Raw genomic sequence first — 11,770 nt, 5'->3', positions numbered from 1 at the left:
GAGCAGGGCGATCCCGCCGCCCCCCTCGACGCCGACGCCATCGCCACCCAGGCCCGCCGCGGCCACGAGATGCTCCTCGGCCTCGTCGGCGGCTGCTCCGCCGTCGTCGTCGGCTCCGCCGTCGTCCTCGGCTTCTCCGACAACACCTGGGGCCGCCTCCTGGCCCTGGCCGCCGGGCTCGCCATGCTGCTGCGCGCCCGCCTCTTCCGCTACACCTCCCAGGTGGTGTGCGCCCTGGCCGCCGGCCTCGCCGCCGTCTCCCTGCTGATCCTCGGCATGGCCCTGAACCCGCCGGCCGACCTCGTCGTGGAGCTCACCCGCTTCCACGACCGCGGCGGCCTTGACCTCCGTACGATCTGGCTGTCGGCCGCGGTCGCCGCCGGCGCGGCACTCCTCGCCGGAATTGCGCTGGTCATCCCCCGCAAGGGTCTGTCACCCTTCTGGGGGCGCACCCTGGACCTCACCGAGGCCGCCGTCCTGCTCAGCCTGGTCCCGCTGGCCCTGGCCGTCCTGGACGTCTACGCCCGGGCCCGCTCGCTCACCAGCTGAGACCGGCCCGGACGGCACCTGGTACGCTGTGTGACGGCCGTTTGTGTACGCGTCCGCCGGACCCCCCGGGATCTGCGGACTGCGCCCAGCGGACCTCGCCTCCCGAGTTACGGAAGATCCCCAGAGACTACGACCTGGGGCACTCGGTGGCCACGAAAACCAAGGAGAACGCGTGCCGCTCGACGCCGCTACGAAGAAGCAGATCATCGCTGAGTTTGGTACCAAGGAGGGCGACACCGGCTCCCCCGAGGTCCAGGTGGCGATGCTCTCGAAGCGCATCTCGGACCTCACCGAGCACCTGAAGTCCCACAAGCACGACCACCACTCCCGCCGTGGTCTGCTGATCCTGGTCGGCCAGCGCCGCCGCCTGCTGCAGTACCTGGCCAAGAAGGACATCCAGCGCTTCCGTACGCTGGTCGACCGCCTCGGCATCCGCCGCGGTGCGGCCGGCGCCAAGTAAGTCGCTGTGAGGGGAGCGGTTCCCGCCTTCGGGGGACCGCTCCCTTTGCTGTACGCGCCGCTGTACGTGCGCGCCGTACCGGACGCTTTGTAGTCTGGACACAGCCGCTCAGTGCACCTGCGCACAACTGAAGAGGAGGAGCGCCCTCCCACGCCGCCGGTCCTCGGTAGTGGTACCCGGAACGCCCGCCGGGCGCCGAACCGGGTACTTCGATCGAAGACCGGCCCGCACGCAAGGAGCGCTTCTCCGCAACCGTCCGCAGCCACACGGGCCACGGACGGAGACGACGAAAATGGAGAAAACGCTAGTGGAGAACGAGACCCACTACGCCGAGGCCGTCATCGACAACGGCTCCTTCGGCACCCGCACCATCCGCTTCGAGACGGGCCGCCTGGCCCGCCAGGCCGCCGGCTCCGCCGTCGCCTACCTGGACGACGACACGATGGTGCTGTCCGCCACCACCGCGTCGAAGAAGCCCAAGGACCAGCTCGACTTCTTCCCCCTCACGGTGGACGTCGAGGAGCGCCAGTACGCGGCCGGCAAGATCCCCGGCTCCTTCTTCCGCCGCGAGGGCCGCCCCTCCGAGGACGCGATCCTCACCTGCCGCCTGATCGACCGCCCGCTGCGCCCCTCCTTCAAGAAGGGCCTGCGCAACGAGATCCAGGTCGTCGCCACGGTCATGGCGCTCAACCCGGACCACCTCTACGACGTCGTCGCTATCAACGCCGCGTCCGCGTCGACCCAGCTGGCCGGCCTGCCCTTCTCCGGTCCCATCGGCGGCGTCCGCGTCGCGCTGATCAAGGGCCAGTGGGTCGCGTTCCCGACCCACACCGAGCTCGAGGACGCCGTCTTCGACATGGTCGTCGCGGGCCGTGTCCTGGAGGACGGCGACGTCGCGATCATGATGGTCGAGGCCGAGGCCACCGAGAAGACCATCGCGCTGGTCAAGGGCGGTGCCGAGGCGCCGACCGAGGAGGTCGTCGCGGCCGGCCTGGAGGCCTCCAAGCCGTTCATCAAGACCCTGTGCAAGGCCCAGGCCGACCTGGCCGCCAAGGCCGCCAAGCCCGAGGGCGAGTTCCCGGTCTTCCTGGACTACCAGGACGACGTGTACGAGGCCCTCGCGGCCGCGGTCAAGGGCGAGCTCGCCCAGGCCCTGACCATCGCGGGCAAGCAGGACCGCGAGGCCGAGCTGGACCGCGTCAAGGAGCTCGCCGCCGAGAAGCTCCTCCCGGCCTTCGAAGGCCGCGAGAAGGAGATCTCCGCCGCGTACCGCAGCCTGACCAAGGCCCTGGTCCGCGAGCGCGTCATCAAGGACAAGGTCCGCATCGACGGCCGCGGGATCACGGACATCCGCACCCTCGCCGCCGAGGTCGAGGCCATCCCGCGCGTGCACGGCTCGGCGCTGTTCGAGCGTGGCGAGACCCAGATCCTGGGCGTCACCACCCTCAACATGCTCCGCATGGAGCAGCAGCTGGACACCCTCTCCCCGGTGACCCGCAAGCGCTACATGCACAACTACAACTTCCCGCCGTACTCCGTCGGCGAGACCGGCCGCGTCGGTTCGCCGAAGCGCCGCGAGATCGGCCACGGCGCGCTCGCCGAGCGCGCGATCGTGCCGGTCCTCCCGACCCGCGAGGAGTTCCCCTACGCGATCCGCCAGGTGTCCGAGGCCCTCGGCTCCAACGGCTCGACGTCCATGGGCTCGGTCTGCGCCTCCACCATGTCGCTGCTGAACGCCGGTGTGCCCCTGAAGGCCCCCGTCGCCGGCATCGCCATGGGCCTGATCTCCCAGGAGATCGACGGCAAGACCCACTACGTCGCCCTCACCGACATCCTCGGTGCGGAGGACGCCTTCGGCGACATGGACTTCAAGGTCGCCGGCACCAAGGAGTTCGTCACCGCCCTCCAGCTCGACACCAAGCTGGACGGCATCCCGGCCTCCGTCCTGGCCGCGGCCCTCAAGCAGGCCCGCGACGCCCGCCTCCACATCCTCGACGTGATGATGGAAGCGATCGACACCCCGGACGAGATGTCCCCCAACGCCCCGCGGATCATCACCGTCAAGATCCCCGTGGACAAGATCGGCGAGGTCATCGGCCCCAAGGGCAAGATGATCAACCAGATCCAGGAGGACACCGGCGCCGAGATCACGATCGAGGACGACGGCACCATCTACATCGGTGCCGCCGACGGCCCGGCCGCCGAGGCCGCCCGCGCCACGATCAACGGCATCGCCAACCCGACCATGCCGGAGGTCGGCGAGCGCTACCTGGGCACGGTCGTCAAGACCACGACCTTCGGTGCCTTCGTCTCCCTGCTCCCGGGCAAGGACGGCCTGCTGCACATCTCGCAGATCCGCAAGCTCGCCGGCGGCAAGCGCGTGGAGAACGTCGAGGACGTGCTCGCGGTCGGCACCAAGGTCCAGGTCGAGATCGCCGAGATCGACCAGCGCGGCAAGCTCTCCCTGATCCCCGTGATCGAGGGCGAGGACGCCGCCGACGACGCCGACAAGGACGACTCCGACAAGTGACGTCGCGTAGTTCCCGTGTGACGGCCCGCCCCTCCTCGAAGGGGCGGGCCGTCGCCCGTACCCAAACCCTCCTCAAGGGCGACAGCGGCACCGGCACCGTCCGGCGCACCGTCCTGCCCGGCGGACTGCGCATCGTCACCGAGACGCTGCCCTCCGTCCGCTCCGCCACCTTCGGCATCTGGGCGCACGTCGGCTCGCGCGACGAGACGCCCGCCCTGAACGGCGCCACCCACTACCTGGAGCACCTCCTCTTCAAGGGCACCCGCAAGCGGACCGCCCTCGACATCTCCTCCGCGATCGACGCGGTCGGCGGGGAGATGAACGCCTTCACGGCGAAGGAGTACACCTGCTACTACGCACGGGTGCTCGACACCGACCTGCCGCTGGCGATCGACGTCGTCTGCGACATGCTGACCGGCTCGCTGATCCGGGAGGAGGACGTCGACGCCGAGCGCGGCGTCATCCTCGAAGAGATCGCCATGACCGAGGACGACCCGGGCGACTGCGTGCACGACCTGTTCGCGCACACCATGTACGGGGACACCCCGCTCGGCCGCCCCGTCCTCGGCACCGTCGACACGATCAACGCCCTCGGCGCCGACCGGATCCGCCGCTTCTACAAGAAGCACTACGACCCCACCCACCTGGTGGTGGCCGCCGCGGGCAACGTCGACCACAACAAGGTCGTCCGCCAGGTCCGCGCCGCCTTCGAGAAGGCCGGGGCCCTCGGCCGGAGCGACGCCGAGCCGATCGGCCCGCGCGGCGGAGCCCGCCGGATCCGCACCGCCGGCCGCGTCGACCTGGTCGGCCGCAAGACCGAGCAGGCCCACGTCGTCCTCGGCATGCCGGGCCTCGCCCGCACCGACGAGCGCCGCTGGGCGCTCGGCGTGCTCAACACCGCCCTCGGCGGCGGCATGTCCTCCCGCCTCTTCCAGGAGGTCCGGGAGAAGCGCGGCCTCGCCTACAGCGTGTACTCGTACACCTCCGGCTTCGCCGACAGCGGCCTGTTCGGCGTGTACGCCGGCTGCCGGCCCAGCCAGGTCCACGACGTGCTGGGGATCTGCCGCGCCGAGCTCGACAAGGTCGTCGCGGAGGGGCTGACGGACGAGGAGATCAAGCGGGCCGTCGGCCAGCTGTCCGGCTCCACCGTCCTCGGCCTGGAGGACACCGGCGCGATCATGAACCGGATCGGCAAGAGCGAGCTGTGCTGGGGCGACCAGATGTCGGTCGACGAGATGCTGTCCCGGATCGCCGCCGTGACGCCGGACGACGTGCGCGCCGTCGCACAGGACGTACTGGCCCAGCGGCCGTCGCTCGCGGTGATAGGACCGCTGAAGGAGAAGCAGGCCGCCCGCCTCGACGAAGCGGTGGCCTGAGACGTGCGCGGCGGGGACGCCGGCCGCGGCAGCCCCGCCCGGGGCGGCCGGCCGGCACCCCGCCCGCAGCCACGGCGGCCCGGCCGCCACGACCAGGGGAAGCGAAGGAAGCACGCATGAGCAGCAAGCTGCGGGTCGCCGTACTCGGCGCACAGGGCCGCATCGGGTCCGAGGCCGTCCGCGCCGTCGAGGCCGCCGAGGACATGGAACTGGTCGCCGCCCTCACCCGGGGCGACAAGCTGGAGACGCTGGCCGAGACCGGCGCGCAGGTGGCCGTCGAGCTGACCACCCCTGCCTCCGTCATGGGCAACCTCGACTTCTGCATCCGCCACGGCATCCACGCCGTGGTCGGCACCACCGGCTGGACCGACGACCGCCTCGCCCAGCTCCGCGGCTGGCTCGCCGGCTCGCCCGAGACCGGCGTCCTCATCGCCCCGAACTTCTCCATCGGCGCCGTCCTGACCATGAAGTTCGCCGCCCAGGCCGCCCGCTACTTCGAGTCCGTCGAGGTCGTCGAGCTGCACCACCCGAACAAGGTCGACGCCCCCTCCGGCACGGCCACCCGGACGGCCCAGCTCATCGCCGCCGCCCGCGCCGAGGCCGGCTGCGCCCCGCAGCCGGACGCCACGGCCACCGCCCTGGACGGGGCGCGCGGCGCGGACGTCGACGGCGTCCCGGTGCACGCCGTCCGCCTGCGCGGGCTCCTCGCCCACCAGGAGGTGCTCCTCGGCGGCGAGGGCGAGACCCTGACCATCCGCCACGACTCCCTCCACCACAGCAGCTTCATGCCGGGCATCCTGCTCGGCGCGCGGCGCGTGGCGACCACCCCGGGCCTGACCTTCGGCCTGGAAAACTTCCTCGACCTCGGCTGACGAGCAGGCAACACCCATGCGCGCGAAGATCACCTACCTCATCACGGCCGCCGTACTGGTCGTCTACTTCGTCCTGGTCGGCAGCCGGGGCCTGCTGCTGATCCGGCAGGGCACCTGGCTGACCGTCGCCTTCGGCGCGGCCGTGCTCGTCCTGCCGGTCATCGGCGTGTGGTTCCTGTGGATGAACACCCGCTTCGTCACCCGGGCCAACCAGCTCGCCGCCGAGCTGGAGGCCGAGGGCGGCCTGCCGGTGGACGAGTTGGAGCGGGACGAGTACGGGCGGATCCGGCGGGACTCCGCGGACGAGGTCTTCGCGCGCCGCAGGGCCGAGACGGAGGACGAGCCGGGGGACTGGCGCAACTGGTTCCGCCTCGCGGTCGCCTACCACGACGCCCGCGACACCCCGCGGGCCCGCAAGGCCATGCAGCGGGCCATCGCCCTGCACGACAGGAAGCCCGTGGGGGCGCCTCCCGGCGGTAGCCGGGGGAGGGCCTGACCCGTACGGGCTCCGGCCCTGCCTGCGGGGCGGCTCAGGCGGGCACGGGCCGGGACTCGTCGGCCCAGGCGGCGACCATGTCGGCGGCCCGGTCGAAGGCCTCGCCGCGGGAGAGGAAGTCCGCGTTCCGGTCGGTCATCAGGACCGTGGTGGCCCCGTCCCGCACGGCCGCGGTCAGCGCCTGGCCCTGCACCGTCCGCGGCAGCCCCAGCCAGCGCACGGGCTGCTGCACCGTCCGGACCTCCGTGATGTCGCCCCAGGCGAGGGTGCGCGTCGTCAGGAGCCCGGTCCGGCGCAGCCCGGTCCGGCTCACCCAGACGCCGGCCCTCAGGATCCGCAGGGCGAGCGCGATCACGACGAGCGCCGCCGCGAGGCACACGGCCGCCCCACCCCAGGTCCCCGCGAACGCGATGATCATCGTGGCGAGCAGCATGAACGCCGACAGCAGGAGCAGCACCGCCGAGCCGGCCACCCGCCAGGGCCCCGGCCGGTAGGGCCGCCGCCAGCGGTCGCGGTCGTCGTGCGCGAGGGGGGCGTCGTTCGCGTCGTCTTGCGCGTCGAACGCGCCGTCGGCCGTCAGGAAGGGCAGGGGCACGGCGGGACCTCACTCACATGCACGTTCGGGTTGGGCTTGTCGGTGAGGCTACCGCCCCGCGGAGGACCCGGACCGCTGCGACGTGGCGGACGCGTGCTCCGGCTGGAGCGCCTCGACGCCCAGCAGCAGCGAGGCGACGAGCCCGGCGGCCGCCGCCAGCCCGACCAGGCCGCGGGCAGCCCGCTGGGTCCTGCCCGGAGCCTCGCGGGGCGGCGGGGCGACGTTGCTGCGGAACCGGTCGGCCTCGGCTGCGAAGGCGAACGGTACGGGCTCGCACCGGCGGGACATGGCGGGCCTCACTCCTCACGGGTCGTCAATGACACGGGTCTGACCATCAGGACGAACGAGCGGCCCGATCGGTGCCTGGTTCCGGCGGATTGTCCGAAGTCGCCGGGGCCCCGGCTCGTGGTCCGAGCGCCCGCCGCCGCGCCGTAGAGTGGTCGCGCCCCCTGGAAATCCCCGCGACCTGGAAGGACCTCGTGAGCGAGACCTCCGAGCTGAAGATCGACTTCCGAAGCGATGTGACCGTCGATCTGGTGAAGCACGCCGCCGCGGACTCGGACGTGCTGTGGGCCGCCCGCGTGTCCACGGCCGGCGAGCAGTCCCTGGAAGAACTGCAGAAGGACCCGGAGCGGTCCAAGGGCCTGATCAACTACCTGATGCGCGACCGCCACGGCAGTCCCTTCGAGCACAACTCGATGACGTTCTTCATCAGCGCCCCGATCTTCGTCTTCCGCGAGTTCATGCGGCACCGCGTGGGCTGGTCCTACAACGAGGAGTCCGGCCGCTACCGGGAGCTCCAGCCGGTCTTCTACGTGCCGGGCGCCGAGCGGAAGCTGGTGCAGGAGGGCCGTCCGGGCAAGTACGTGTTCGTCGAGGGCACCGACGAGCAGCTGGCGCTGACGGGCCGGGTCATGGAGGACTCGTACCGCCGGGCCTACGAGGCCTACCAGGAGATGCTGGCCGCGGGCGTGGCCCGCGAGGTCGCCCGCTCGGTCCTGCCGGTCGGCCTGTTCTCGTCGATGTACGCCACGTGCAACGCGCGCTCCCTGATGCACTTCCTGGGCCTGCGCACGCAACACGAGCTGGCGGCCGTGCCGTCGTTCCCGCAGCGGGAGATCGAGATGGTCGGCGAGAAGATGGAGCAGCACTGGGCCGCCCTGATGCCGCTGACGTATGCGGCGTTCAACGCCAACGGCCGGGTCGCCCCGTAGCGGAGCCGCCCCCGTACAGGGCAAATGGGCTGATGCGCACACATGTGCCAGCCCAAGTCCGAAGTGTCCGTATTGCGACGTTTCGGAAAGTTCATCTAGGCTGATCAAACGGACCCGGCACTGCTTGAACCCCCGAGCAGGCAGTGCCGGGCTCCTCCACGCACCTCCCGGCCGCCGCCGGGAGGCGCGCAGCCCTTCACGTCCCCCGAGGGGACACCGCGACCATGGCAGCGAGTAGCGTGTTACCCATGGCTCCGATCTCGACTCCGCAGACCCCCTTCGGGCGGGTCCTCACCGCCATGATCACGCCGTTCACGGCCGATGGCGCACTCGACCTCGACGGCGCGCAGCAGCTCGCCGTCCACCTGGTGGACGCAGGCAACGACGGCCTCGTCGTCAACGGGACCACCGGCGAGTCCCCCACCACCACCGACGCGGAGAAAAACGACCTCGTACGAGCCGTCCTGGAGGCCGTCGGAGACCGGGCCCACGTCGTCGCCGGCATCGGCACCAACGACACCCGCCACACCCTGGAGCTCGCCCGCCAGGCCGAGCGCACCGGAGCCCACGGCCTGCTGGCCGTCACCCCGTACTACAACAAGCCGCCGCAGGAGGGCCTCTACCGGCACTTCACGGCCATCGCCGACGCCACCGGCCTCCCGGTGATGCTCTACGACATCCCCGGCCGCAGCGGCGTCCCGATCGACACCGAGACCCTGGTGCGCCTGGCCGAGCACCCCCGCATCGTCGCCAACAAGGACGCCAAGGGCGACCTGGCCGCCGCCAGCTGGGCCATCGCCCGCAGCGGCCTTGCCTGGTACTCCGGCGACGACATGCTGAACCTGCCGCTGCTCTCCGTGGGCGCCGCCGGCTTCGTCTCCGTCGTCGGCCACGTCGTCGCGCCCGAGCTGCGGGCCATGCTGGAGGCCCACACCGCGGGCGACGTCCAGAAGGCGACCGAGATCCACCAGAAGCTGCTCCCCGTCTACACCGGCATGTTCCGCACCCAGGGCGTGATCACCACCAAGGGCGCACTGAACCTCCGGGGACTGCCGGCCGGCCCGCTGCGGCTCCCGCTGGTCGAGCTGACCGCGGAGGAGACGGCCCGGCTCAAGATCGATCTTGCCGCCGGCGGGGTACAGCTCTGACAACGGACTTCACAACTGAATAGCAAGACCGAAAAACACAGACACAGACACATGCACGTGCACGCTTGCACGATTGACATGCCCGCCACGCGCCTGACGAGACGGCCCGTGGCGTGCGTGGTGAGGAGAGACTTTTGAGCCATCCGCACCCTGAACTCGGCCCGCCGCCGAAGCTTCCCCAGGGCGGCCTGCGCGTCACCCCGCTGGGCGGCCTCGGCGAGATCGGCCGCAACATGACCGTCTTCGAGTTCGACGGCCGACTGCTGATCGTCGACTGCGGCGTCCTCTTCCCCGAGGAGGAGCAGCCGGGCATCGACCTGATCCTGCCGGACTTCTCGTCCATCCGGGACCGCCTGGACGACATCGAGGGCATCGTCCTCACGCACGGCCACGAGGACCACATCGGCGCGGTGCCCTACCTCCTGCGGGAGAAGCCGGACATCCCGCTGATCGGTTCGAAGCTGACGCTCGCGCTGATCGAGGCGAAGCTCCAGGAGCACCGCATCCGCCCCTACACCCTTGAGGTGAAGGAGGGGGACCGGGAGAACCTGGGCGTCTTCGACTGCGAGTTCGTCGCGGTGAACCACTCCATCCCGGACGCACTGGCCGTCGCCATCCGCACGCCCGCGGGCCTGGTCGTCGCCACCGGCGACTTCAAGATGGACCAGCTCCCCATGGACAACCGGCTGACCGACCTGCACGCGTTCGCGCGGCTGAGCGAGGAGGGCATCGACCTCCTCCTGTCGGACTCCACGAACGCCGAGGTCCCGGGCTTCGTCCCGCCGGAGCGCGACATCTCCAACGTGATCCGCGGCGTCTTCGCGGGTGCGCAGCGGCGGATCATCGTGGCGAGCTTCGCGAGCCACGTCCACCGCATCCAGCAGGTCCTGGACGCGGCGCACGAGTACGGCCGCCGCGTCGCGTTCGTGGGCCGCTCGATGGTCCGCAACATGGGCATCGCCCGCGACCTGGGCTACCTGCGCGTCCCGCAGGGCCTCGTCGTGGACGTCAAGACGCTGGACGACCTGCCCGACGACGAGGTCGTGCTCGTCTGCACGGGCTCGCAGGGCGAGCCCATGGCGGCCCTGTCCCGCATGGCGAACCGCGACCACCAGATCCGGATCGTCCCCGGCGACACGGTGATCCTCGCGTCGTCCCTGATCCCCGGCAACGAGAACGCGGTCTACCGCGTGATCAACGGCCTGACCCGCTGGGGCGCCAACGTCGTGCACAAGGGCAACGCCAAGGTGCACGTCTCCGGCCACGCCTCCGCCGGCGAGCTGCTGTACTTCTACAACATCTGCAAGCCGAAGAACCTCATGCCGGTCCACGGCGAATGGCGCCACCTGCGTGCCAACGCCGAGCTCGGCGCGATGACGGGCGTCCCGAAGGACCGCATCGTCATCGCCGAGGACGGCGTCGTCGTCGACCTGATCGACGGCAAGGCCCGGATCTCCGGCAAGGTCCAGGCCGGCTACGTGTACGTGGACGGCCTGTCGGTCGGCGATGTCACGGAGACCTCCCTCAAGGACCGCCGCATCCTCGGCGAAGAGGGCATCATCTCGGTGTACGTCGTGGTCGACAGCACCACGGGCAAGGTCGTGAGCGGCCCGAACATCCAGGCCCGCGGCTCCGGCATCGAGGACTCCGCGTTCACCGCGGTGCTCCCCAAGATCGAGGAGGCCATCGCGCGCGCCGCCGCCGACGGCGTCGCCGAGCCGCACCAGATCCAGCAGCTCATCCGCCGCACCGTCGGCAAGTGGGTCTCGGACGGCTACCGCCGCCGGCCGATGATCCTCCCGGTCGTCGTCGAGGTCTGACGCCCCGACCAGCACAATCACCGGAGCGGGGCAACCGATTTGCATCGGGGGCCCCGCTCCAGTACGTTTACGGCTCCACCCCGCACCGAACCGCGGCACACACCTGTGCCCGGACGGGTACGCGGGCGGGTGGGAATCAGCACCGGGGAAACCTGATAAAGTCTGACCCGCCCGAAAGGGAAAGGCCCTCCAACGGCCACCGAATTCAAATCCGATCCGGAAACGGCACGGAAATGATCTGGTAAGGTTGGAACCGCCGGAAAGGGAAAGCGCGAAAGCGAAAACCCTGGAAAGCGGAGCGCGAAAGACTCTGATAGAGTCGGAAACGCAAGAACGAAAGCCCGGAGGAAAGCCCCAGTAAGCATTACTGCGGGTGAGTACGAAGGAAGCGTCCGTTCCTTGAGAACTCAACAGCGTGCCAAAAATCAACGCCAGAAGTTGATACCCCGTCCACTTCGGTGGATGAGGTTCCTTTGAAAAAGACCTGCGGGGCTGCTCCGGTAGCGCTCGCAGGCAACACAACACAGCGAGGACGCAGTGGTCAGTCGGTCTTATTCCGACCATGACTGGCCCGCTCTGCGTGTGTGTGCACCGGATTACCGGTAAACATTCATGGAGAGTTTGATCCTGGCTCAGGACGAACGCTGGCGGCGTGCTTAACACATGCAAGTCGAACGATGAACCTCCTTCGGGAGGGGATTAGTGGCGAA

General features: G+C 70.2%; 10 protein-coding genes, 1 rRNA gene and 1 pseudogene. 10 read left to right on the top strand and 2 right to left on the bottom strand.

Features of this window, described 5'->3' with window-relative positions; translation table 11 throughout:
• The 6 genes and pseudogenes from EF903_RS19245 to EF903_RS19220 form a co-directional block, all read left to right on the top strand.
• Nucleotides 1-549 (top strand): annotated as a pseudogene (locus EF903_RS19245) (type VII secretion integral membrane protein EccD); the annotation flags it as partial.
• 172 nt (nt 550-721) lie between these two features.
• Nucleotides 722-1,009, top strand: coding sequence for a 30S ribosomal protein S15 (gene rpsO, locus EF903_RS19240; RefSeq protein ID WP_114054450.1), 288 nt, complete (start codon nt 722-724; stop codon nt 1,007-1,009).
• A gap of 307 nt (nt 1,010-1,316) precedes the next feature.
• Entirely contained in the window at nt 1,317-3,539 is a 2,223-nt protein-coding gene (locus tag EF903_RS19235) for a polyribonucleotide nucleotidyltransferase (RefSeq protein ID WP_125544819.1), read from the top strand.
• The gene (locus tag EF903_RS19230; protein ID WP_125544817.1) at nt 3,536-4,915 is read left to right on the top strand and encodes a pitrilysin family protein; all 1,380 of its coding nucleotides are present in this window, start codon (nt 3,536-3,538) and stop codon (nt 4,913-4,915) included. Before EF903_RS19235 ends, EF903_RS19230 begins: the two co-directional genes overlap by 4 nt.
• A gap of 116 nt (nt 4,916-5,031) precedes the next feature.
• Complete coding sequence (gene dapB / locus EF903_RS19225; RefSeq protein WP_125544815.1) at nt 5,032-5,787, top strand: 4-hydroxy-tetrahydrodipicolinate reductase; 756 nt, start codon at nt 5,032-5,034, stop codon at nt 5,785-5,787.
• Between the two features lie 16 nt (nt 5,788-5,803).
• The gene (locus EF903_RS19220) at nt 5,804-6,283 is read left to right on the top strand and encodes a hypothetical protein (RefSeq protein ID WP_125544813.1); all 480 of its coding nucleotides are present in this window, start codon (nt 5,804-5,806) and stop codon (nt 6,281-6,283) included.
• Nucleotides 6,284-6,317: 34 nt separating this feature from the next.
• On the opposite strand, the gene EF903_RS19215 is transcribed toward EF903_RS19220, so the two are convergent.
• Complete coding sequence (locus EF903_RS19215; RefSeq protein WP_125544811.1) at nt 6,318-6,878, bottom strand: hypothetical protein; 561 nt, start codon at nt 6,876-6,878, stop codon at nt 6,318-6,320.
• 48 nt (nt 6,879-6,926) lie between these two features.
• Nucleotides 6,927-7,166, bottom strand: a complete 240-nt coding sequence (locus EF903_RS19210) for a hypothetical protein (RefSeq protein ID WP_125544809.1) — start codon at nt 7,164-7,166, stop codon at nt 6,927-6,929.
• A gap of 191 nt (nt 7,167-7,357) precedes the next feature.
• Between EF903_RS19210 and thyX the strand changes: the two genes are divergently transcribed.
• The 4 genes from thyX to EF903_RS19185 all read left to right on the top strand — a co-directional run.
• On the top strand, nt 7,358-8,092 hold the full coding sequence (gene thyX / locus EF903_RS19205; RefSeq protein WP_125544807.1) for an FAD-dependent thymidylate synthase: 735 nt from the start codon (nt 7,358-7,360) through the stop codon (nt 8,090-8,092).
• A 248-nt stretch (nt 8,093-8,340) separates the two neighbouring features.
• Nucleotides 8,341-9,240, top strand: coding sequence for a 4-hydroxy-tetrahydrodipicolinate synthase (dapA, locus tag EF903_RS19200; protein ID WP_125544805.1), 900 nt, complete (start codon nt 8,341-8,343; stop codon nt 9,238-9,240).
• 134 nt (nt 9,241-9,374) lie between these two features.
• Nucleotides 9,375-11,060, top strand: a complete 1,686-nt coding sequence (locus EF903_RS19195) for a ribonuclease J (protein WP_125544803.1) — start codon at nt 9,375-9,377, stop codon at nt 11,058-11,060.
• A 609-nt stretch (nt 11,061-11,669) separates the two neighbouring features.
• Nucleotides 11,670-11,770: ribosomal RNA gene (locus EF903_RS19185) — 16S ribosomal RNA — on the top strand; the annotation flags it as partial.

It is taken from the genome of Streptomyces sp. WAC05292 (genome assembly GCF_003949955.1).
GTDB lineage: Bacteria > Actinomycetota > Actinomycetes > Streptomycetales > Streptomycetaceae > Streptomyces > Streptomyces globosus.
This window is presented reverse-complemented; position numbering and strand designations above follow the sequence as displayed.

Excerpts from the sequence above, each read along its gene's own strand:
- dapB (WP_125544815.1), top strand. The coding sequence starts at position 5,032 with ATGAGCAGCAAGCTGCGGGTCGCCGTACTCGGCGCACAGGGCCGCATC.
- EF903_RS19220 (WP_125544813.1), top strand. The coding sequence starts at position 5,804 with ATGCGCGCGAAGATCACCTACCTCATCACGGCCGCCGTACTGGTCGTC.
- EF903_RS19210 (WP_125544809.1), bottom strand. The coding sequence starts at position 7,166 with ATGTCCCGCCGGTGCGAGCCCGTACCGTTCGCCTTCGCAGCCGAGGCC.
- dapA (WP_125544805.1), top strand. The coding sequence starts at position 8,341 with ATGGCTCCGATCTCGACTCCGCAGACCCCCTTCGGGCGGGTCCTCACC.